Genomic DNA, 20463 nt, shown 5'->3' with positions numbered 1-20463 from the left:
AAGGCAGCGGGGCTTTGATGCTGTCCGGGGCGTAGGAGGCGGTCGTGGGGGGATTTGGCCTCGGTTGTGGGGGGTGTCGCACCTGCAGGCGGAGAGACGATCGAGGCGAGACGCAACGTGACGTCGGCCTGAGTGATGGGTCTGTACATGCGCGACGCTAAACACTAGTGCGATGTTCACGCACATCTACCTGGGCATGGGCCATTGTTCACGATTGATCATATAGAAGTTCTGCCCATGACCTCTTGGAGAGCTCGACTGAGACTGGCGATGCCCGCGGCCATCGCCGCGTTCCTCCTCGCCATCACCGGCGCCCTTACACCGGCATCCGCATCCGCATCCGCAGGCACGACCTGGGAGTACGTCAGCGGCTACCAAGGCAACTGCCTGAGAGCAGCTCCTGGTGGAGCCCCCGTAACGGGCTCGTGCACGGGGACGAACCATCTGTGGCACTGGGGTACAGAGACGAACACCTGGAACGGGCACGCGATGCGCCGGCTCGTAAACAACGCCAGCGGAGATTGCCTCACCTCGGACTACGCGAGCGGCAGGTACACCGTCTCGATGGCCCCCTGCGGGGGTGACCGGTCGGGGCAGTTCTGGACCGCGGACAACGAACACATGCAGAACCAGAACCACCTTTACCTCGGCGTCTATTCCGGCGCCGGCATCTTCATGTCGGACTGGGGCAATGGTGTCCCCTCCTCGACCACCTTCACCTGGTTCGGCTATGTCGTATAGCGGAAACACTGCCCCCGATTCGCCGTGCGGCCATGGACGCTGAGCACGGGGCCACCTCCAGGATGGCGGCTCCGAGTGCAGGAGCTTCCGTGGCTGCGCTCAGTGTGGGTCGTTCCCCCAAGTGATGCATGAGGGCGCAATCGGCCATGTTGGTGCGCCCTCATGCGAATGCGTTCCCCTTGCCGATCTCGTCGGCCACGGCCGAGGCCAGCAGCGCGTCGGAAACGCACCGAGCTGGTGCTGCCATGACGCACGATCTGCTGCAGTTTCTGCCCCCTCCTGGTCGGTCGGTCTGCGTACACGGACATGCTCAGCCACCGCGCCCCCAGCAGTCGGGTCGGACGTCACCGCACGTCCAACCGCCACGACGTCCGACCCGGCGAACCAATGAGGTCAGAGCACTAGTCCGGGCGGCGGCATCGCGGCGCTTGCGACGGCGCCCCTACCCGCGGCATCTCTTGGTTCAGGTGTGTCGTGGTGGCGATCCATGGCATTCCTTTTCCTGCGGGACTGCATGACTGAGATCACACCTGGGTTGGGTGAGCGCATCCGGTGGGACGATAGGTGAAGATAGGGCTTCGGGCACAGAGCCTTTCCCCGGAACGGGCAGTGGGAGGGTCGCGTAGATGTACCCGATCCTGATGCGCCCGTCCGCCTCGGGTTGAGGACCGTTCGGGCGCGCGTACTCACGCAGTGCGTCATCGACGTCGAACATGAGGGACGTGTCGAGTTCGAGCGTGCTGCTCGACGAGCAGTCGACCGGCTCGCTCTCGAAGTGGGACGTGAACGGGAGGACGAGCCGGTCACCGCCGGGCAGGGTGACCTCAAGTGGTGGTACGGCACGGTCCGGTGCCGCCAGCTCTGCCAGATTGGCCAACGCCCTGGCGACATTCCGAGGACGCAGATAGATGTCGTAGCCGTAGACCAGCCCCACACTTCCCCCTGTCCCGGATCGAACCGCACCCTCTCACACCCCGACCCTCGGGCGCCTGATCAACAGGTGGTGGCGCCTACCTCCCGTGCGGCGGCGAGGTAGGCGAGAACCAGTGTCCGTCGGTCGTCCCGGCAGGCGGCCACCGCAAGTCGGGACGGGGAAACACCCCGGACCGGCACGGCGGTCACCTCGTCCCGGACGACCAGCGGGGCGTTGCCGGTGGCCAGCAGCGCCACTCCCTGGCCGCCGGCGACCGCCTCGTAGGTCTCCTCCGCACTGGCCACCACCCCGCCGATCCGCGGCCGGCGACCGTCCCGGGCGTCCAGGGCCAGCCAGTAGTCCCGCAGCGGGCCGGCCTCCGGGGGGAGGGCGAGGAACGGCTCCTCCAGCAGGTCGGCGAAGTCGACCTTTCCCTCGGGGTCGGACGCGGCCCGCGCCACCAAGGGGTGTCCGTCCGGGAGCGCGACCAGCCGAGGCTCGCGGGCCACCACCGCATACCGGTAACGGTCGCCGTCGGGCAGCGGCAGCCAGACGAAGGCGACATCGCTGGATCCGTCCGCCAACCCGGCCGTGGGATCGGCCCAGTTGACCTGGCGCAGGACGGGCTGTGCGTCCGGGTGCCGGGAGACGAGGCGGGTCCGCAGGGCGGGCAGCAGCCCGTGGCCGGGACTGGTGGACATGCCGATCACCAGGGTGCGCTGCTCGGCGGTCTTCGCCTCCTCCACCGCCGCCTCCGCCACATGCCAGGCGGCCAGCACCGCGCGGGCGTGCGGCAACAGCGCTTCGCCCACCGCGGTCAACCGCACTGTCCGCCGGTCCCGTTCGAACAGGACCACGCCCAGTTGCCTCTCCAGCATCCGTATCTGCTTGCTCAGCGCGGGCTGGGAGACGAACAGTCGCTCGGCGGCGCGGGTGAAGCTCAACTCCTCGGCGACCGAGATGAAGTAGTACAGGTCGCGTCCGTGGACGTTCATAACTCATGGCTATCACAACGGGACTTGGACGCCGCCCTGGTGCCTGGCGAAGGATGGGACCGGTCGACGGGGCGGTCCCGAACGGCAGTTGACGAGGGAGACGAAGATGAGTGGGGACGCCAAGGTCTGGCTGGTCACCGGCGCGAGCAGCGGTTTCGGGCGGGCCATCGCGCAGGCCGCGGTCGCAGCCGGCGACACGGTGATCGGCACGGCCCGGCGGACCGGGGCGCTGGACGACCTGGTCGCCGCCCATCCGGACCGCGTCGAGGCGATCAGCCTGGACGTCACCGACGGCGAGCGGATCGATGTGGTGGCCGCCGACGTCCTGGCCCGCTACGGAAGGGTGGACGTGCTGGTGAACAATGCCGGCCGTACCCAGGTGGGGGCGTTCGAGGAGACCACCGACCGGGAGTTGCGTGACCTGTTCGAGCTGCACGTGTTCGGCCCGGCGCGGCTGACCCGGGCGCTGCTGCCGCAGATGAGGGAGCGGGGCAGCGGATCGGTCGTGAACATCAGCAGCTTCGGCGGGCAGTTGTCCTTCGCCGGGTTCTCCGCGTACAGCGCGACCAAGGCGGCGCTGGAGCAGTTGTCGGAGGGCTTGGCCGACGAGGTGGCGCCGTTCGGCATCACGGTGCTGATCGTGGAGCCCGGCTCGTTCCGTACCAACCTGTTCGGCAAGGGCGCGGCGTACTTCTCCCAGGAGAACCCGGCGTACAGCGAGAAGGTCGGCGCGACCCGGCAGATGGTGCAGGGCAGCGGCGGCAGTCAGCCCGGTGACCCGGCGAAGGCCGCGGCGGCGATCCGGCTGGCTCTGGACGCAGAGAAGACCCCGCTCCGCCTTGCCCTCGGCGCAGACGCGGTCGGCTTCCTGACCACACACCTGGACTCCGTGCGGGCCGAGCTCACCGAGTGGGAGGAGGTCTCCCGGGGGACGGACTTCGACACGGAGTGACAGCAGGGCACGGGGAGGGCCGGGGGAGGGCCGGGCCCTGTGCCCGGTGAACTCACCGCCTTGTCCTGGCAAGGGGACCCCGCGACGTGACGTTGGCGACGGCGGTCACCTCTGCCTTGTGTTTGGTATAGGACAAACTATGGCATAGGACGAATCCTGTGTTCGGGCGGAGATGATCACGTGCGCATCAGGGGCACTACTGCGGCTGAGATCGCAGGGAGTGTGCGGGACCAGGTCGCATCAGGCGAGCTGGTCCCGCACACGGGTCTGCCCCCGGTGCGCGCGCTCGCGGCCGAGCTGGGGGTCAACCGGAACACGGTCGCCCTTGCCTACCGGCGGCTTGTCGAGGCGGGAGTGGCCGAGACACGGGGCCGCGGAGGCACGGTGATCGCGGCGGTACCGCAGCTCGCACGCGAAGGCGTCGCTGTCGGTGGCGATCGCGTCGACCTGGCCGGCGGCAATCCCGACCCGAGGCTGTTGCCCGACATCCTGGCCGCCGCCCGGCGCGGTGAGTACAGCCGGCCGCTGTACGGCGTGCCCGCCAACGACGCCGGGCTGGACGCCTGGGCGCGTGCCGACTTCGCCGAGGACATCGATCATTCGTTCCGCACGCTGGTGACGCATGGAGCGGTGGATGCCACCGAACGACTTCTGACCGCTCACCTCACCCGCGGGGATCTGGTGGCGATCGAGGACCCCTGCTTCCTGGCGAGCATCGGCACCCTGCGGCTGAACGGCTACCGCTCGGCGCCCGTCGAGGTCGACGGCGCCGGCATGCGCCCCGACGCGTTGCGGGCCGCCCTGGAAGCCGGTGCCCGCGCGGTCGTCTGCACGCCCCGGGCGCACAACCCGACCGGCGCGAGTCTCACCGAGGAACGGGCAGTCGACCTGCGGGCGATCCTGGCGGAGCACCCCCAGGTCCTCGTGATCGAGGACGACCACTTCTCGGCGGTCTCCGCCCGGCCCTACCACCGGATCACGCCACCGAACAGTGCGCGCTGGGCACTGGTGCGGTCCGTGTCCAAGTTCCTCGGACCTGATCTGCGTCTGGCCCTCGTCGCCGCCGACGCCGAGACCACCGCGCGCCTGGCAGCGCGGTTGAGCGCCGGCACCACATGGGTCAGCCGCCTGTTGCAACACACGACCCGTGAACTCCTCCTCGATCCCCGTGTCCACGAACTCCATGAACAGGCCCGCGAGGTCTACGCACAGCGCAGCGGCCTGCTCGTCGAGCGACTGCGCGCCCACGGCATCGAAGTCCCGTACCGGCCCGACGGGTTGAACGTGTGGGTCGAACTCGACGTCGACGGGCGAGCCGCGGTCGCCGCTCTGGCGCAGCGGGGCTGGGCGGTACGGGCAGGTCACCTCTTCGCGCCGGATCCGGCCGCCCATCGGGGGGCGATCCGGGTCACCGCCTCCACCGTCACCGAGCCACAGGCCGAGGCCTTCGCCGTCGAACTCGCCGCGGTCGTCGCGGACTTGCGCTCGACGGCCACCTGACCATCACGAATTCCCACCCAACTCAGTGAAGGAGCCAACATGTTCCGCGGCCTGAGCGCCTTCCCCCTCACACCCACCAGCGAGCAGGGCATCGACGAAGTGGCGTACGCGGCTCTCGTCGCCCGCCTCGCCGCAGCCGGCGTGGACTCCATCGGCGCGCTCGGCTCCACCGGCGGTTACGCCTATCTCACCCGAGAGCAGCGCGCGCACGCCGCGAAGATCGCTGTCGAGGCCGCCGACGGGGTTCCCGTCATCGTCGGTATCGGCGCGCTGCGCACCTCGCAAGTGCTGGAGCTGGCCGAGGACGCCCAGAAGGCGGGCGCCTCCGGAGTGCTGCTCGCCCCGATGACGTATCAACCGCTCACCGAGGACGAGGTGTTCGGCCTGTACGAGGACGTCACGCGCGAGCTCTCCGTACCGCTGTGCGTGTACGACAACCCCGGTACGACGCACGTGCACTTCACCGACGAACTGCACGGCCGCATCGCGCAGTTGCCGAACGTCGGCTCGATCAAGATACCCGGTGTGCCCGACGATCCGCGCGAGGCCGGGCTCCGCGTCGACGCGCTGCGCGCGCTGATCCCCGACACGGTCACCGTCGGGGTGAGCGGCGACTGGACGGCGGCCCGCGGGCTGAACTCCGGGTGCGACGCCTGGTATTCGGTCCTCGGCGGCACCTTCCCGGGGACCGCCCTCGCCCTCACCCGCGCTGCCCAGGCCGGCCACGCGGGCCAAGCGGTGGATCTGTCAGCAGCACTCGAACCGCTGTGGGTCCTCTTCCGTCGCCACGGCAGCCTGCGCGTCATGTCGGCCGCCGCCTCCCACCTCGGCCTGGCGGGAGAACCGAACCTGCCGCGTCCCCTGCGGGGGCTGGACGAGACCGCCCGCCGCGAGGTCGCCGCCACTCTGGACGCCCTCCAGCTCACCTCCTGAGCGTGGACCTCATGGGGCAGCAGCACACAGCGCGGACGTCGCAAGCCCCGACCGCGCCCGGACGAGGCAGCTGCTGCCCGGACGAGGCAGCGGCTGCCTGGCGCGCCACGTCATCGCCGCCGCACTCGCCCGCACCGCCGACGGCGGAGCCGTGGTCGCCGTCGTTCCCCTCGTCACCTCCTCCGGCGGCTCCGGCACGCCGGCCGGAGTACTCGACGCCCGCGTCACCGCTCCGCACCTGCTCGGGCCCTTCGTCGCCCGGCCGCTGGTTTCATCGGGTTGCCGCGACCGTTGAGACACGTTTCGCGTGTGCTCACGCGCTCTCGGACGTGAAAGTGGTGAGCGGAAGGGCTGTGGCGTCTTTCGGGGGGCGTGACAGGTGCAGTGCGGTGTGGAAGTAGCCGCCGGTCTCCTTGCCCCGGGGGTCCTCGCCGGCGGCAGTCACCGCGGTGATGGCGTACCGCTGCTCACGCACGCTCGTGAAGCGGCGTTGCCGATAGGTCGGGGCTGCCGCCTTCTCGGTGATGAGGCCGTACGGTGTCAGCCCGTCGGCGATGCGGTGGTAGGAGCCGGTACGCAGCACGAACGCCGCGATCCACACCGGTTCGTGAGCCGCGGTGAGGAGCGGTCGAAAGGTGCGCGGGGACAGGAAGCTCGCTCCGCCCGTGACGGTGACCAGGCGGGTTGGCTGCACGGCCCGCAGGAGAGCGCGGGTGTGCGGAGCCGCTTCGAGGTTCTCGGTGAAGCCTTCGTCCAGCAGGCCGACGGCGAGAGCGTAGGAGATGGCGTTCGCGGCGATGTCGAGCCCGATCACCCGGTGCGCGTCGGGATGTCGGTGGGCCGCGTAGTAGGCACGGTCCCACTCGATCAGCTCCGCCGTGGTGAGCGCTGCTGCCTGCGAGGACGTGTAGTGGGCATACAGGTCGTCCAGGGTGAGGCTGTGGTTGAGAAGTGCCGCGTTGACGCCGTACGAGCAGCAAATGTCCAGCACGGTGAGTGGGGCGGCGGCGCGGAGGGTTCGTGTGCGGGCGGCGGCCACGCGCCGGAACACCCCCTGCGCATGGTGAGGCGTCTGATAGTCCCAGCGGCCCAGGAGGCGGAAGAAGTCCCTGGGGTCCGGCTGGTCGTACACCTCGTCGAACGAGGTCATCTCCGCCTGGCCGCAGGCGGCCGAATCGCCGGATGCGGCACTTTCCATGTCTCCTCGGCCGTAACGCCGCGCATGAGTCATCGCAGTGTCCCTTCCCTGCCTGGGGCCGCCCTGCGTCCCGGCAAGGAGTACCGCTTGACCGAGAGGGCGGGGAAGGGGGCATCGACGAATCCGGCCACAGGCCCACGATCACGTCTCAGGACTGACTGCGCACCGCATCGGTGACCAGAATCGAGCGACAGCGCCCTCCCGAGGGAGGTCTTGTCAGTTCTGACAGGCGCATCCGGAGGCGTTCTTGGCCGCGCCGACGGTGACGGACGGGTCGGTCGCCCGCTCGGCCGGGGTGCGGCAGTCGGTGACGCCGCAGCACGAGCTCTCCGCCGCGGACACCTTGGCGCCGTCCGGGGCGGTGGCGGTGGGCGGCTTGGTGGCGCGGACGATGGCGGAGTGCATGCCGTCGGCGACCGCGTGGGTCGGGGTGATCTCGATGTCCGTGAAGCCGGCCGCCTCCAGGCCCGCGCGGTATTCGGCGAAGGACAGCGCGCCGGCGATGCAGCCGACGTAGTCGCCGCGCTCGGCCCGGTGCTCGGCGGTGAGGGTGTCGTCGGCGACGACGTCGGAGACGCCCAGGCGATCGCCGGACTTGAGCACGCGGAAGGTCTCGGCGAACACGGCCGACTTGTCGGTGGACAGATTGATCACGCAATTCGAGATGACCACGTCGATCGTGTTCGCGGGCAGCGGGATCGCCTCGATGGTGCCCTTGAGGAACTCCACGTTCGTCGCGCTCGCCTTCGTCGCGTTGGCCACGGCGAGGGCGAGCATCGTCGGTGCTGTTCGTCTGCGTCCACAACGCCGGCCGCTCCCAGATGGCAGCCGCGTTCCTCACCCACCTCGCGGGCGACCGCATCGAAGTCCGTTCAGCCGGCTCGGCCCCCGCGGACAGCGTCAACCCGGCCGTCGTCGAAGCGATGAGCGAGGTCGGTGTCGACATCGCCGCAGAGTCCCCGAAAATCCTCACGACGGAGGCCGTCCAGGCGTCCGACGTCGTGATCACGATGGGGTGCGGCGACGCCTGTCCCGTCTTCCCCGGCAAGCGGTACCTCGACTGGAAGCTCGACGACCCCGCCGGGCAGGGCGTCGAGGCAGTGCGACCCATCCGCGACGCGATCGAGACCCGCGTCCAGGCGCTGATCATGGAAGTGGCTCCCGGCTGACGGCAAGATCACTCGCACCGGTGCAAGGTCCTGGTCAACTTCCGATCGGCATCCCGGGCAGCCTTCAGTCCGGCCTCGCGCTCCTCCGGCGACACCCTCGGATCGACGGTCCGCAGTTCCAGGCGGGTGATCGTCCGCAGGAGTTCGTCGACGTCTGCGGGTGTGCGCCGAGGCCCGACTCGCGCCAGACCCGTTCTCCCAGGGCCTCTGACAGGTGTCTCTCCGGTTGCCGGATACGGGCGGTGAGCCGGGTGTTGCGCGCTCGGGCCCTGGCGAGATCGGCCTGGAACGAGGCACGGCTGACGGGGGGTGACGCCCGCCGGTTCGTGTACGGCGGGCCCGAATTCGGCGGCGTGGACCGGGGCGAGCAGGTCCCGGTGGCGGTAGAGGCAGGAGCGGTCCACGCCCGCCGCGCGGGCGATGGCCGAGGCGGGGGCGATGGCCGAGGCGGTCGGCGGAATGCGTCGCGGACAGCGGTGGCGCGGTGGCGAGGTCGCGCTGGCGAGGCTGCGATGGCGATGGCGTCCTGGACTCGATCGAGCGCAGCCGCAACGGGCACCCCGCTTCAGAACAGGGACGCGGGCTCGTCCCCTGGCCCGCCTTGCGTCGGGCGTGTGCGTGGTCTCACGCCGGCGCGAACCCTCACAGTCGAGCACCGCAGTGGTGCCTCGTGACCACTTCCCGGGATCGCAGGCAGAGCCCGGTTCCGACGTGCCCAGCCACGTGCTCCTACTCCGATTCCGGCCGTGGGCGCCATGTGCCGTCGAGCGGTACCCCGGCGACCGCCGCGATCCGGTTGCGGGATTCGAGCAGACGGGTCCTCAGCGCCGGCAGGTCCACGCCCAGCAGCACGCCGTCGCGTTTGACGACGCGGCCGGCGACGAGAACGGTGTCCACCAGGCCGGGATGGCCGGCGCTGACGACGGTGGCGACCGGGTCGGTGACCGGGAACACGGTCAGGTCGTCGGTGCGCAGCAGGATGATGTCGGCGTCCTTGCCGGGCGTGATGCTGCCCGTGCGGGTGTCGAGCCCGCAGGAGCGGGCGGCGTCGACGGTGGCGAATTCCAGCAGGTCCCGGGAGCGCAGGCCGCCGTCCAGGCCGCGCTGCACTGCGAAGGCCGTACGCATCGTGGAGAACATGTCGCCGCCGACCGACGGGACGTCGTCGATGGACAGCGTCGGGCGCAGTCCGGCGGCCAACGCCCGGCCGGTGACGGGCGATCCGAAGCCCATCTTCAACTCGACGTCCGGGCTGATCGACAGGGAAGCGTCCGCGTCGGCGAGCATCCGCAGCTCTTCGTCGCTGATCCCGTTGGCGTGTACGAACGTGGTGGTGTCCCGCAGCAGGCCGTGTTCGTGGAGGTCGGCGACCGTCCCGCTCGCTTCTACGTGCAGGCTGGTGCGCAGGCCGAGTTCGGCCGCCAGTTTCAGTTCGCGGGCGACGGTGTCCATACCAGTGTCGTCGGGGCCGCGCAGCCCCAGCGCCATGGTGACCAGACCTTCCCCGGCCAGGTCGGAGCGGACGCGGCGGATGTCGGCGTCCACGGGGGCGGCGGTGCCCCAGCCGGCGCCGAGGCAGAAGATCGACCGGCCCGGCGCGTCCCGCAGCGCGGCGACGGCGGCGTCCTCGTGCGCGTGGCTCTGCGCGACGTGGTACCAGTCCAGCATCGTGGTCACGCCGGAGTGCAGGGCCTCCAGACGGCCGAGCAGGGTGCCCGCGTAGACGTCCTCGGGCTGGTAGTGGGGTTTGACCGTGCGGTGCATGGCCAGCGCCCACTCGGGGAACGTCCAGTCGGCGCCGACGCCCCGGAACGCGGTCTGCCAGGAGTGGCGGTGATTGTCGACGAAGCCGGGCATGACGATCCGGTCCGTCGCGTCGATCACCTCGGCGTCCGGCGCGTCGATGTTCGCGGCCACCTCGACGATCACGCCGTCCTCGATCAGCACGTCACCGCGTTCGAGATCGCCGACGGCCGGGTCCATGCTGACGACGGTGCCGCCGGTGAGCAGGGTCTTCATGGCAGAGCTCCTTCACAGAGGCTTGCGGATGGTTGAGGATCACGCCGTGGTGAGCACCGCGTCGGCCGCGGCGAGCGCGTCGGCGACCAGGTCCGCTGTGTCCTCCGTGCCCGCGGCCAGCCGGACCAGGCCGGGCGGAACCGATTCCGCGAGCTGTTCCTCGCTGAGCATTCCGCGCCACATGGACGCCGGATGCACGGCCAGCGACTCCACACCGCCGAGGCTGGCCGAGCGGCGGGGGTAGCGCAGTCGGCCGAGGAAGGCCTCGGCCATGTCGAAACCGCCCGCGAACTCGATGCCGAGCACCCCGCCGAAACCGCTCATCTGGTCGACGGCCAGCTTGTGCTGGGGGTGGTTCGCCAGACCGGGATAGTGCACCTTCGCCGCTGCCGGATGTGCGTTCAGCGCCTCCGCCAGTGCCAGGCCGTTGGCGTTGTGCCGCGGCACCCGCAGCGGCAGGGTGCGCATGCCGCGCAGCAGCAGCCATGCGTCGATCGGGCCGAGCGTGGCACCGGTGAGCAGGCCGACGTCCCATATTCGGTCGAGGACCTTCGCCGGTCCGGCCAGTACTCCGGCGGAGACGTCCGAATGGCCGTTGAGGTACTTGGTCGCGCTGTGCCAGACCAGATCGATGCCGAAGTCCGTCGGCCGCTGGTTCAGTGGGGTGGCGAAGGTGTTGTCCGCCATGGTCAGTGCGTCGTGCGCGCGGGCCAGGTCCGCGACGGCGCGCAGATCGGTGATCTGCAGCAGAGGGTTGCTCGGGGTCTCCACCAGGATCAGGCGGGTCTGCGGGGTCAGCGCCCTCGCGAACGCCTCCGGGTCGGTCTGGTCCACCAGCGTGGTCGATACGCCGAGACGCGGCAGCAGGTTCAGCAGCACCGACGCCGTACCGCCGTAGGTGGACCGCTGACCGATGACGTGGTCACCGGCGGACACCAGGGCCAGGACGGCCGTGGTGAGCGCGGCCATCCCGGACGCGGTGACCATGGCCGCCTCGGTGTTCTCCAACTCGGCGACAACGGCGGCGACTTGCGCGTGGTTCGGGTTGCCGAAGCGGGTGTAGAAGTCCTTGCCCCGCGGCTCCACGGCGCCCTGCGCGAACGTCTCGGCGTCCTCGGCCGAGAACGCCGCCGTCTGGTAGATGGGCGGGGCCACGGCACGGCTGGGTTGGACATCGCGATCGGCGTGAACGGTGATGGTGCTCTTGCCCGGCATGGCTGCCCTTCCGTGGACCGGCGGTGTGACCTATGAGGTGTGAATGCACTGAGGTGTGAATCCACGAGGTCCGGCTCCATGAAGCGTGACCGACCGACGGTCCGATGCGACCGCATCTCGGCAATTTTGGCAGCAAATTGCGCCGAGTACGGGCTCGTGATTGTGGTAGGTAAGATCTGGGCGCAATAATCTGCCATCATGGATGACGTGGACCGGTCGATTCTGGCCGTACTCGAGCAACACGGCCGCATCAGCAACAACGAGCTCGCCGCCCGGGTCGGGCTGTCGCCGTCGCCCTGTCTGCGGCGCGTGCGTCAGCTGGAGGAGGCCGGGGTCATCCGCGGCTACCGGGCGCTGATCGATCCCGCCGCGGTCGGCCGCAGCCTGCGGGTCTTCGCGGGTGTCCGGCTGGTACGGCACACCCGCGCGGACGTGGTCGCGTTCGAGCGGGGAGTCACCCAGCTGCCCGAGGTGGTCGCCTGTCACCACATCACCGGCAACTTCGACTACCTCCTCCAGGTCGAGGTGGCCGACCTGCCCGCCTACGAGGACTTCCACGCGAACCAGCTGGCCACCCTGCCCGCCGTGGCCACAGTGACCAGCTACGTCACGATGAAGACACTCACCGCCGACACCACATGACGGTCCCGTCCCCACGCCGCGGGGGGCGGTCAGAGCGTGATGGTGCCCCGGATACGGATCACGGCGGCGCCGCTGACCCAGACCGTGCCGTCCGTATCGGCGGTAATCTCGATGCTCGCGGCCCGTCCCAGTCGTGTGCCCTGGGAGACCCGGTAGGAGGAGGGCGCGGCGCCGGTGGACGTGAGCCACTGGCCGACGGCGGCGTTCATGCTGCCGCACGCGGGGTCCTCGGGTACGCCGACGCCGGGGGCGAAGGTACGCATCTCGAAGCGGTACGGGGACCCGTCGGGACAGGCCCCGATCGCGCCGACCATCGCGTCCGGGATGAGGGAGAGGTCGGGTTCGAGGGCCAGGACCTCCTCGGCCGTGGGCAGGTGGATCACGGCCCAGCCGGGACCGTTGTCGACCCACTGGTGGGCCACGACCCTGTCCCGCGTGATGCCGAACGCGGCCACGAACCGGTCCAGGTCATCGTCGTCGAGCGCGCCTTCACGCACGCGGGGCGGTGCGGCGAAGGACAGGGTGTCCTCGCCCCGGCGCACGGTGACCAGGCCGGCGGCGCATTCCTGCACGACGTGGTCGGCGTGCCGCGGTGTGCCGCCGCCGTCCAGCCAGGCGCGCGCGGAGCCGAGAGTGGGGTGCCCTGCGAACGGCAACTCGCCCCCGGGTGTGAAGATCCGCAGCCGGTAGTCCGCCGACGGCGTCGTCGGGGGCAGGACGAACGTCGTCTCGGACAGGTTCGTCCAACGCGCCAGGCGCTGCATGTCCTCGTCGGTCAGGTCCGTTCCGTCCAGGACGACCGCGACCGGGTTACCGGAAAAGGGGCTCGTGGAAAACACGTCGACCTGCACGAACGAGCGGGTACGCGGCATGGTCATCAAGGGCCTTTCGTAGCGGCGCCGGCGGATACTGCGCGTCCGCCCGTTGGCGGAGGCAGATCCATCCCAAGGGGCGCCCGTGGGGCTGGGACAGGGCCAGTCGCAACACAGTGGACTGACTGACCGGGACCTGAGGGCGAGGGGCGCTGTGTGCGCGGCGGTTTCGCAGTCAGTCCTTGCTTGTGCCCCGTTGGGAAGTGCTCCGGGTGCGGCGGTACCGGTCCGGACGCAGACTGGCCCGGTGAGCCGTACGCACGCGCAACGCAACGAGGGCACATCGGGCGCCGGACGCGCGGCCTCCCAGCCGTTGGCGCTCGCGGCGATGATGTTCGCGGTGGCGATGACGTTCATCGACCAGACGATCGTGTCGATCGCGGCGCCCGACATCGTCTCCGAACTCGGCCTGTCCGCCTCCGGCATGCAGTGGGTGGTCAATGCCTATCTGCTGTCCCTGGCCGCGTTCTTCGCCGTCGGCGGGCGCCTCGCCGACCTGTGGGGACCACGTCGTGTCGTTGTGGCAGGCACCCTGATCTTCGTCATCTCGTCCGCGATGTGCGGGTGCGTACCGGACGGGGACTACGCGCTGACGTGGCTCGTCGCCTTCCGCGCGACCCAGGGCCTCGGAGCGGCGCTGCTCTTCCCCGCCGCGCTCGCGGTGGTCGTGGCGGTGTTCCCGATCGAGCGGCGCGGGCGCGCCCTGGCCCTGTTCTTCGGCCTCACCGGTGCTCTCACCGCGGTGGGACCGCTGCTCGGCGGCTGGCTGACCACCTGGACCTGGCGGGCGATCTTCTGGGTCAACGTCCCCGTCGCCGTCGTGGCGTTGATCCTCACCGCGCTCGCCCACATCTCCGACCGGCGACGCGACGAACCGCTGGACGTCAAGGGCGCTGTGCTGATCGCCGTCGGCATGGGCACGAGCGTGCTCGGGTTCCAGCAGGCGGGGGCCTGGGGCTGGGACAGCGCGGCGACCTGGGCCTGCATCGTGGGCGGCCTCGCGGTTCTGTACGTCTTCTGCCGCCACGAACTTCGCACCCGCCACCCCCTGATCAACCTGTCGGTCTTCCGCGACCGCGCCTTCACGGTGGACTCGCTGGTGCTCTTCTTCGCCATGCTGGCGTTCGTCCCCGTGTTCTTCTTCGCCTCGGTCTACGCCCAGGTCTCCCTCAGCGCCTCGGCCAACCAGGCCGCCCTCTACCTGCTGTACTTCTTCGTGGGGTTCGCCATTGCCTCCCAGTGGGGCGGCCGCATCCTCGACAAGCGGGGCGCCCGCCCCACGTTGAAGATCGGCTGCGTGGTCGGCGCCGTCGGGTTCGCGCTCTGGGCCGGCAAACTGACCGACCTGTCCATGCACGACCAGTGGCCGTACGTCGCGCTCGCCGGCGCGGGCATCGGTTTCATCCTCGCCCCGGCCTCGACGGACGCCGTCAACCGGGCGATCGACGCCTCCTACGGCGAAGTCACCGGCATCACCCAGACCGTCCGCAACTACGCGGCCAGCATCGGACTCGCCGTCTTCGGCACCATGCTGACGCACACCATGACGGACAACGTCGTGGACACCCTCCAGAAGCGCGGAGTACCGCCGGACCAGGTGGACTCCGTGGCCCGGGACGTGACGCAGTCGATCACGGGCCAGGCGGACGCCCGCACTCCCACCGGCGACGGCCCGGTCGCGACGACCATGCGCGACGCTATGTCCTCGATCCGCATGGACTTCGCCGAGGCCAACCAGTGGGTGTTCTACGGCATGGCCGTCGCGCTGGGCATCGGCTACCTCTGCGCCCTGCGCCACCCGGGCGGCCAGGCAGCGGCGGCCGACGAGACACCCGCGCAGGCCCCCGTACGACATTGAGCACAACTTCCGCCCGGCGCGGCCACTTTGACACCGACCTCAGTGAACGGCCGGGCCGCCCGCGCCAGGGCCGACGCGCGGCACCGTGGCGCACAGGCAGAAGCAGTGTCAGAGCGCAGCCGCCCAGTCGGCCACCGTCGTGACCTCCGCCTGCTGAGGAAACACCTTCTCCGTGAGGAGCCGGTGCACTTCCGCGTCGCTGTCCAGACAGCCGTCGGCCAGGACGGTGAGGCCGAGGTCGAGGTCGGCCGCCTGGCGGAGGGTGGACAGGACGACGCCGCTCGTGGCGATGCCCGTCAGGACCAGGTGGCTGATGTCACCGGCCCGCAGAACCACATCGAGATCGCTGCCGGAGAAAGCGCTGACGCGTCGCTTGGTGACGACGACCTCGCCCGGCCCGGGTGCCACGTCCGGATGGACACGGACGGCCAGTTCCTCGCCACCCGCACCCGCACCCGCACCGGCACCCGCCGCCGAGGCGCCGGCGAGTCGGCCGAACATCTTGTTCCGCGTGCTGATCTCCGGATACCCGGGGCGGAACCCGACCACGACGTAGATCACGGGAACACCGGCCGCGCGCGCGGCGTCGACCGCCTTCCGCAGGCGTGGCAGGTAGTCGGGATCGTGGTAGCGATCGACGACGACCTGTTGGACATCCATGACGAGAAGCGCCTGCTGGGTCATCGCTGTGCTTCCTCCCGCGGCGCGCCGCGCAATAAGTCATCAGTTGATTACTTGATAACGTAAGTCTGCTCCAGGACCTTGTCAACAAGCGATTACATGAGGGGAGAAGGGTCTCCGATGACGACGAGGGCAACCGGCACATCGCCGGACGACGAGGCTGATGGACGCTCTGCCGGACCGTCGGCCGAACCGTCGGCAGAACCGTCGTCCGGGCAGCGTCGGCGACGGGATGCGGCAGCGACGCGGCAGGCACTGCTCCAGGCCGCGCGCAGCCGGTTCATCCGGCTGGGGTACGAGCGCACGACACTGCGTGACGTGGCCGCGGACGCCGAGGTCAACCTTGCCCTCATCAAGCGGTACTTCGGTTCCAAGGAGGGTCTCTTCAAGGCGTCGCTGGCGTCGGCGCCCCGGTTCCTCGGGCGCGACGGCGACTTCCCTCAGGACCGGGACACTCTCGCCGAGGCGCTCAGCCTTCAACTGGCGGCCGGGGCCTGGCCGGACTTCGGCGAGCACCCCGTGCTGATGCTGCTGCGCAACACCGGCGACGAGCAGGTGGACGAACTGCGCCGGCAGGCCCTGGAGGAGTTCAGCCGACAAGTGCTCGAAGCCTCGGGTACGCCGTTGCCGCACGGGGACCACGAACACCTGCCGCACGACGGCGAACGCTTGCGGCACAACGACGACGAACACCTGCCGCACGACGGCGAATGCCTGCTGCACAACCACGACGAACGCCTGCTGAGGGCTGAACTGCTGGTCGCACTCGGCGTCGGCGTCGCCGTCGTACGCTCCGCCGTGGGCCTGCAACCCTTGCGTGACGCGACGTCGGACGAGCTCCTCGGTCCGCTCCGCGATGTCGTCGACGGCCTGCTCGCGCCCCGTACGGATTGATCCCGTCCTGACGTCGCTGGAGAGCCGGCGTCAGTGGTCGGCCGGCGCGGGCGAGATCTGCTGCATGAGGCTGATCATGTCCGGGGCGACCCACTCCTCGGCGATCTTGTCGCCCTCGATGCGGTAGAGCTCGACGCTCCGGAAGCTGACCTCTCGACCCGTCGCCGGGACTCCTTGGAAGTCGCCTCGATGCGTTCCGCGGAAGTGGACCCGTACGGCCACCTTGTCGTCGGCGCCGAACATGTCCTCGACGCTGATCCGCAGGTCGGGGAAGCCCTCCCACATGGCCTGAGCCCCCATCCGCCAGATCTCCGGACCGTGCAGCGGGTCGGGTACGCCGGGGACGTTGGCGATGAAGTTCTCCGTCAGCATCTCTACGCACGCGTCCAGGTCGCCGCGCTCCAGCGTCCTGTAGGCCGTGCGCAGCAGGGCCAGGTTCTTCTCGGTGGTGGTGTTGCTCTCGGCCATCTCGGTGTCCTTTCCAGGGGGATCGCCCCGGCGAGCGCGGTGATCGCTCCGATCCGTATGGCTCTCAGTAGAAACCCTGCCGTTGCGTCAAGGTCAAGAAAGGCCCGAGGCGCCCGCATGGCGCCCCAGAACAGGGAAACGAGCGCTCGGTTCGCCATGAGATTCAGCAAAAACGGCTTCGCGGAAGACTGATCGACGCCCGTAGCATCCGTGCGTGCAACGCATCCTCGTCGCCGGCATCACCGGAGCCGGAAAAACCACCATGGCGCAAGCCCTCGCCGCCCGGCTCCAGTTGCCGTTCCACGAGATGGACTCGCTCGTGTTCACCGGCCCCGGCTGGGCGGTCGACCCCGGCCTTCACCAACAGGTCGCGAAGATCGCCGCCACCCCCGCCTGGATCTTCGACTCCTTCGGCCATCCCGAAGTGCGCGATCTGCTGTGGACCAACGCCGACACCGTGATCTGGCTCGACTACCCCAGAGGCGTCGTCATGCCGCGCGTACTGCGCAGATCCCTGCGGCGGACCCTGCTGCGCGAGCGGATCTTCGGCGGCAATGTGGAGACCCTGTCCTCCTGGTTCAGCGGCGACCACCCCGCGTGGTCGTCCTGGACCCAACACGCGGCCCGCCGGGCCGAGATCGACCGCCGCACGACCGATCCGCGCTTCGCGCCCCTGAACCTCATCCACCTGCGTTCACCGCGAGAGGCGACCGCGTGGCTACGCGGTCGCCCTCATCCCGCCTCTGGCTAGCCCTAGCCTCGCGGTCCTTGTGACGCGCTCGCGGGTGCGGAGTCACGCGGGAGAGCGGGGAGAGCGCGGTCGCGGCTATGCGGACTGGTCGGGGACGGTGAGCGTTTCGTTCAGTGCGGCGAGGCCGTCCGCGTAGATGCCGTGGAACAGAGTGATGGCTTCGTCGTCGCTGACGCCGTCCGGTGTGAAGGTGCCGGACCACTCCACCCGGGCGCCGTCCTGTCCGGGGATCTCGTGCACCGTGAGGGTGGAGAGGTAGCCGGTGACGGGGAAGGGCGCCTGGAGGATGGAGTAGCTGTAGGTGCGGGCCTTGTCGTCGAAGGCTTCGAGGCGCTCGACGATCACGCCGCCGTCCTCGTTGCGGAGACTGCGGACACGTCCGCCGTCGCTGAGTTCGCTGGCCGGGATGTACGGGAGCCAGTCGGGCAGTGAGTCGAAGCCGCCGATGAGCTGCCAGACGCGGTCGGGCGAGGCGGGGATGTCGAGGGATGCGGCGGTCGTGGCCACGGGATCCTCCTGGGGTGTGCGGGGTGTGCGGGGTGTACGAACCCCGCGGGGTGTGCGGGGTGTACGAACCGATCGGTCAGGCCGCGGCAGGTACGGGAGCGTCCTGCGCAATCAGCCGCTCCTCGCGCAGGTCCGTCCAGAACGCGGCCGGGATCGCCTCGCCGAGAGCGGCGACGTCCTCGGCGATGCGGCTGGGCTTGGTGGCGCCGGGGATCACGGCCGCCGTCGCCGGGTGGGCGAGGGAGAACTGCAGCGCGGCGGACTTGATGCCGACCCCGTGCCGTTCGGCGAGCGCCTTGATCCGCTCGACCTTGTCGATGATGTGCGCGGGCGCCTGCTGGTACTCGAAGTGCGTTCCGCCGGCGAGGATGCCCGAGCTGTAGGGGCCGCCGACCACGATGTCGACGTCCTGGGCGGCGGCGGCAGGCAGCAGCCGCTGCAGGGCCCGGTCGTGGTCGAGGAGGGTGTAGCGGCCGGCGAGCAGGAAGGCGTCGGGCTTCGGCTCGTCCAGGTCGAGGGTGAGCTCAAGGGGCTCCACGCGGTTGACGCCCAGGCCCCAGCCCTTGATGACGCCCTCCTCGCGCAGCTTCTGCAGTACGCGGAACGCGCCGGTGCGGGCGCTCTCGTAGGCGGCCAGCCACTCGTCCCCGTAGAAGTCCTGGGCGACGTCGTGCACCCACACGATGTCGAGGCGGTCGGTCCGCAGGCGCTTGAGGCTGTCCTCGATGGAGCGGAGGGTGGCGTCGGCGGTGTAGTCGTTGACCATCTTGTTCGGGCGGCCGTGTTCGAAGAGGCCGCCCTTCTCGCCGAGGTCGCGTACGGCCGGGTCCTCGATCTCGTCGAAGATGACGCGGCCGACCTTCGTGCTGAGGACGAACTCGTCGCGCGGGTGCCGCGCCAGTACTTCGCCGAGCCGGATCTCGGAGAGGCCGGCGCCGTAGAAGGGCGCGGTGTCGAAGTAGCGGATGCCCTGGTCCCAGGCGGCTTCGACGGTGGCCGCGGCCTCCTCGTCGGGGATGGCGCGGAACATGTTGCCGAGCGGAGCGGTGCCGAAGCCGAGGGCGCCGGGCAGGAGGGGCTTGATGCTCATGGGGGGATCCTTGCGATAGCGAGGGTGATACCGATTGCGGCGGATTCATCACTAAATGTGCGATCCGTCGGCCTTGCGTGTTCGAGGTTAGGATCCATGGATGAGACTGTCCAAGACTTGCTTCGACATACTTGAGTCCTCCGAGGTCCTACATGCTTGACCTGCGCCAACTCCGCTACTTCGTCGCCGTCGCCGAGGCCGAACACGTCGGCCGTGCCGCCGAGCAGCTGCACATCTCCCAGTCGCCTCTCAGCCGGCAGATCGCCCAGCTGGAGAAGAACCTGGGCCTGACCCTTTTCGAACGCAGCCAGCAGCGCATCCGGCTGACCTCCGACGGCCGCGTCTTCCTGACCGAGGCGCGCGCCCTGCTGCGCCACGCGGACCGGCTGGAGAACCTCGGCAGGCGGCTCGGCCGTGGCGAGGAGGGCGGCCTGTGCATCGGTTACGTGGCCGACGCCATGCACACGGGCATCCTGCCCACCGCCCTGCGCACACTGCGCGACCAGAGCCCGGGCATCCACGTCGCGCTGTACGACCAGGAGTCGGCCGAGCAGTTCGAGGGCCTGCGCCAGCGCAGCCTGGACATCGCGCTGGTGCGCACGCCGCCTCCCGAGGACGACCCGGACCTGAACCGGGCCCCGTTGCTCCAGGATCCCTTGCTGCTCGCGCTGCCCGCGGAGCATCCCCTCGCGGGGGAGGGGGAGTTGACCCCCGAAGCCCTCGACGGGCAGCCGTGGATCGCGGTGGGCGACTCTCACGACCCGGCCTGGCGCGACACGTTCGTCGCGTCGTGCGTGGCCTCGGGCTTCACGCCGGACATCCGTCTCGACGCGGCCGATCCGCTCACCGCGCTGGGTCTGGTCGCCTCCGGTCTCGGCCTCGCACTCATTCAGAAGAGCATGATGCGCGGCACGACCGACGGCGTCGCGGTACGCGAACTGCCCTGGCACGGAGGGTCTGTTCAGCTGTGGGCGGCCTGGCACCGGGTCGATCTCCGCCCCGTGGTGGCCTCGTTCCGCGAAACGGTCCTCGCGGACCGGGGTGCCGCCTGAGCGAGGGCGCAGG

21 protein-coding genes and 1 pseudogene are annotated in these 20463 nt (G+C 69.8%); 11 read left to right on the top strand and 11 right to left on the bottom strand.

The genetic code is table 11. The features are described 5' to 3' along the window. Window positions 1-237 precede the first annotated feature (237 nt). Entirely contained in the window at window positions 238-741 is a 504-nt protein-coding gene (locus tag ACIBEI_RS29425) for a hypothetical protein (RefSeq protein ID WP_398893261.1), read from the top strand. 463 nt (window positions 742-1204) lie between these two features. Here ACIBEI_RS29425 and ACIBEI_RS29420 read toward each other — a convergent pair whose 3' ends face one another. Both ACIBEI_RS29420 and ACIBEI_RS29415 read right to left on the bottom strand, forming a co-directional pair. Then, a complete protein-coding gene (locus tag ACIBEI_RS29420) occupies window positions 1205-1675 on the bottom strand; it encodes a hypothetical protein (protein WP_398893260.1) in 471 nt (156 codons plus the stop codon). Window positions 1676-1734: 59 nt separating this feature from the next. Beyond that, window positions 1735-2649, bottom strand: coding sequence for a LysR substrate-binding domain-containing protein (locus ACIBEI_RS29415; RefSeq protein WP_398893259.1), 915 nt, complete (start codon window positions 2647-2649; stop codon window positions 1735-1737). Between the two features lie 106 nt (window positions 2650-2755). Between ACIBEI_RS29415 and ACIBEI_RS29410 the strand changes: the two genes are divergently transcribed. From ACIBEI_RS29410 to ACIBEI_RS29395, 4 genes are all read left to right on the top strand, one after another. After that, on the top strand, window positions 2756-3601 hold the full coding sequence (locus ACIBEI_RS29410; protein WP_398893258.1) for an oxidoreductase: 846 nt from the start codon (window positions 2756-2758) through the stop codon (window positions 3599-3601). A gap of 180 nt (window positions 3602-3781) precedes the next feature. Continuing rightward, window positions 3782-5101, top strand: coding sequence for an aminotransferase class I/II-fold pyridoxal phosphate-dependent enzyme (locus ACIBEI_RS29405; RefSeq protein WP_398893257.1), 1320 nt, complete (start codon window positions 3782-3784; stop codon window positions 5099-5101). A 39-nt stretch (window positions 5102-5140) separates the two neighbouring features. Next, a complete protein-coding gene (locus ACIBEI_RS29400; RefSeq protein ID WP_398893256.1) occupies window positions 5141-6034 on the top strand; it encodes a dihydrodipicolinate synthase family protein in 894 nt (297 codons plus the stop codon). 151 nt (window positions 6035-6185) lie between these two features. After that, window positions 6186-6329, top strand: coding sequence for a hypothetical protein (locus tag ACIBEI_RS29395; protein ID WP_398893255.1), 144 nt, complete (start codon window positions 6186-6188; stop codon window positions 6327-6329). A gap of 18 nt (window positions 6330-6347) precedes the next feature. On the opposite strand, the gene ACIBEI_RS29390 is transcribed toward ACIBEI_RS29395, so the two are convergent. Together ACIBEI_RS29390 and ACIBEI_RS29385 are read right to left on the bottom strand one after the other, a co-directional pair. Next, on the bottom strand, window positions 6348-7232 hold the full coding sequence (locus tag ACIBEI_RS29390) for a hypothetical protein (protein WP_398893254.1): 885 nt from the start codon (window positions 7230-7232) through the stop codon (window positions 6348-6350). Window positions 7233-7448: 216 nt separating this feature from the next. Further along, window positions 7449-8009 (bottom strand): annotated as a pseudogene (locus ACIBEI_RS29385) (methyltransferase domain-containing protein); the annotation flags it as partial. A gap of 44 nt (window positions 8010-8053) precedes the next feature. On the opposite strand from ACIBEI_RS29385, the gene ACIBEI_RS29380 reads away from it, so the two are divergent. After that, window positions 8054-8401 (top strand): arsenate reductase ArsC, encoded by a 348-nt coding sequence (locus ACIBEI_RS29380; RefSeq protein ID WP_398893364.1) that lies wholly within the window; start codon window positions 8054-8056, stop codon window positions 8399-8401. A gap of 729 nt (window positions 8402-9130) precedes the next feature. On the opposite strand, the gene ACIBEI_RS29375 is transcribed toward ACIBEI_RS29380, so the two are convergent. Both ACIBEI_RS29375 and ACIBEI_RS29370 read right to left on the bottom strand, forming a co-directional pair. Further along, a complete protein-coding gene (locus tag ACIBEI_RS29375) occupies window positions 9131-10420 on the bottom strand; it encodes an amidohydrolase family protein (protein ID WP_398893253.1) in 1290 nt (429 codons plus the stop codon). A 39-nt stretch (window positions 10421-10459) separates the two neighbouring features. Then, on the bottom strand, window positions 10460-11635 hold the full coding sequence (locus ACIBEI_RS29370) for a trans-sulfuration enzyme family protein (RefSeq protein WP_398893252.1): 1176 nt from the start codon (window positions 11633-11635) through the stop codon (window positions 10460-10462). Window positions 11636-11833: 198 nt separating this feature from the next. Here ACIBEI_RS29370 and ACIBEI_RS29365 point away from each other — a divergent pair, with 198 nt between their 5' ends. After that, on the top strand, window positions 11834-12277 hold the full coding sequence (locus tag ACIBEI_RS29365; protein ID WP_398893251.1) for an Lrp/AsnC family transcriptional regulator: 444 nt from the start codon (window positions 11834-11836) through the stop codon (window positions 12275-12277). Between the two features lie 29 nt (window positions 12278-12306). Here ACIBEI_RS29365 and ACIBEI_RS29360 read toward each other — a convergent pair whose 3' ends face one another. Then, window positions 12307-13155, bottom strand: coding sequence for a PhzF family phenazine biosynthesis protein (locus ACIBEI_RS29360; RefSeq protein WP_398893250.1), 849 nt, complete (start codon window positions 13153-13155; stop codon window positions 12307-12309). Window positions 13156-13477: 322 nt separating this feature from the next. Between ACIBEI_RS29360 and ACIBEI_RS29355 the strand changes: the two genes are divergently transcribed. After that, the gene (locus ACIBEI_RS29355; protein WP_398893363.1) at window positions 13478-15007 is read left to right on the top strand and encodes an MFS transporter; all 1530 of its coding nucleotides are present in this window, start codon (window positions 13478-13480) and stop codon (window positions 15005-15007) included. A 108-nt stretch (window positions 15008-15115) separates the two neighbouring features. Here ACIBEI_RS29355 and ACIBEI_RS29350 read toward each other — a convergent pair whose 3' ends face one another. Then, window positions 15116-15691, bottom strand: a complete 576-nt coding sequence (locus tag ACIBEI_RS29350) for a cysteine hydrolase family protein (RefSeq protein ID WP_398893249.1) — start codon at window positions 15689-15691, stop codon at window positions 15116-15118. A 117-nt stretch (window positions 15692-15808) separates the two neighbouring features. Between ACIBEI_RS29350 and ACIBEI_RS29345 the strand changes: the two genes are divergently transcribed. Continuing rightward, entirely contained in the window at window positions 15809-16582 is a 774-nt protein-coding gene (locus ACIBEI_RS29345; RefSeq protein WP_398893248.1) for a TetR/AcrR family transcriptional regulator, read from the top strand. Between the two features lie 30 nt (window positions 16583-16612). Here ACIBEI_RS29345 and ACIBEI_RS29340 read toward each other — a convergent pair whose 3' ends face one another. Beyond that, window positions 16613-17050 carry an ester cyclase gene (locus ACIBEI_RS29340; RefSeq protein WP_398893247.1) on the bottom strand — a complete coding sequence of 146 codons (438 nt, stop codon included), beginning with the start codon at window positions 17048-17050 and terminating at the stop codon, window positions 16613-16615. Between the two features lie 214 nt (window positions 17051-17264). Between ACIBEI_RS29340 and ACIBEI_RS29335 the strand changes: the two genes are divergently transcribed. Further along, window positions 17265-17801 (top strand): AAA family ATPase, encoded by a 537-nt coding sequence (locus tag ACIBEI_RS29335; RefSeq protein ID WP_398893246.1) that lies wholly within the window; start codon window positions 17265-17267, stop codon window positions 17799-17801. 75 nt (window positions 17802-17876) lie between these two features. Here the strand turns inward: ACIBEI_RS29335 and ACIBEI_RS29330 are convergent, their stop codons facing one another. Both ACIBEI_RS29330 and ACIBEI_RS29325 read right to left on the bottom strand, forming a co-directional pair. Then, entirely contained in the window at window positions 17877-18308 is a 432-nt protein-coding gene (locus ACIBEI_RS29330; protein WP_398893245.1) for an SRPBCC family protein, read from the bottom strand. A gap of 76 nt (window positions 18309-18384) precedes the next feature. Beyond that, complete coding sequence (locus ACIBEI_RS29325; RefSeq protein ID WP_398893244.1) at window positions 18385-19398, bottom strand: aldo/keto reductase; 1014 nt, start codon at window positions 19396-19398, stop codon at window positions 18385-18387. Window positions 19399-19550: 152 nt separating this feature from the next. Here ACIBEI_RS29325 and ACIBEI_RS29320 point away from each other — a divergent pair, with 152 nt between their 5' ends. Beyond that, a complete protein-coding gene (locus tag ACIBEI_RS29320) occupies window positions 19551-20450 on the top strand; it encodes a LysR substrate-binding domain-containing protein (protein WP_398893243.1) in 900 nt (299 codons plus the stop codon). The last annotated feature ends 13 nt before the right edge of the window (window positions 20451-20463 follow it).

The organism is Streptomyces sp. NPDC050988 (assembly GCF_044456225.1).
Classification (GTDB): Bacteria; Actinomycetota; Actinomycetes; order Streptomycetales; family Streptomycetaceae; genus Streptomyces.
This window is presented reverse-complemented; position numbering and strand designations above follow the sequence as displayed.

Coding starts and splice junctions, on each gene's coding strand:
- ACIBEI_RS29365 (WP_398893251.1), top strand. CDS start 11,834: ATGGATGACGTGGACCGGTCGATTCTGGCCGTACTCGAGCAACACGGC.
- ACIBEI_RS29380 (WP_398893364.1), top strand. CDS start 8,054: ATGGCAGCCGCGTTCCTCACCCACCTCGCGGGCGACCGCATCGAAGTC.
- ACIBEI_RS29350 (WP_398893249.1), bottom strand. CDS start 15,691: ATGACCCAGCAGGCGCTTCTCGTCATGGATGTCCAACAGGTCGTCGTC.
- ACIBEI_RS29360 (WP_398893250.1), bottom strand. CDS start 13,155: ATGACCATGCCGCGTACCCGCTCGTTCGTGCAGGTCGACGTGTTTTCC.
- ACIBEI_RS29370 (WP_398893252.1), bottom strand. CDS start 11,635: ATGCCGGGCAAGAGCACCATCACCGTTCACGCCGATCGCGATGTCCAA.
- ACIBEI_RS29345 (WP_398893248.1), top strand. CDS start 15,809: ATGACGACGAGGGCAACCGGCACATCGCCGGACGACGAGGCTGATGGA.
- ACIBEI_RS29400 (WP_398893256.1), top strand. CDS start 5,141: ATGTTCCGCGGCCTGAGCGCCTTCCCCCTCACACCCACCAGCGAGCAG.
- ACIBEI_RS29355 (WP_398893363.1), top strand. CDS start 13,478: ATGATGTTCGCGGTGGCGATGACGTTCATCGACCAGACGATCGTGTCG.
- ACIBEI_RS29320 (WP_398893243.1), top strand. CDS start 19,551: ATGCTTGACCTGCGCCAACTCCGCTACTTCGTCGCCGTCGCCGAGGCC.
- ACIBEI_RS29410 (WP_398893258.1), top strand. CDS start 2,756: ATGAGTGGGGACGCCAAGGTCTGGCTGGTCACCGGCGCGAGCAGCGGT.
- ACIBEI_RS29325 (WP_398893244.1), bottom strand. CDS start 19,398: ATGAGCATCAAGCCCCTCCTGCCCGGCGCCCTCGGCTTCGGCACCGCT.
- ACIBEI_RS29340 (WP_398893247.1), bottom strand. CDS start 17,050: ATGGCCGAGAGCAACACCACCACCGAGAAGAACCTGGCCCTGCTGCGC.
- ACIBEI_RS29390 (WP_398893254.1), bottom strand. CDS start 7,232: ATGGAAAGTGCCGCATCCGGCGATTCGGCCGCCTGCGGCCAGGCGGAG.
- ACIBEI_RS29375 (WP_398893253.1), bottom strand. CDS start 10,420: ATGAAGACCCTGCTCACCGGCGGCACCGTCGTCAGCATGGACCCGGCC.
- ACIBEI_RS29415 (WP_398893259.1), bottom strand. CDS start 2,649: ATGAACGTCCACGGACGCGACCTGTACTACTTCATCTCGGTCGCCGAG.
- ACIBEI_RS29425 (WP_398893261.1), top strand. CDS start 238: ATGACCTCTTGGAGAGCTCGACTGAGACTGGCGATGCCCGCGGCCATC.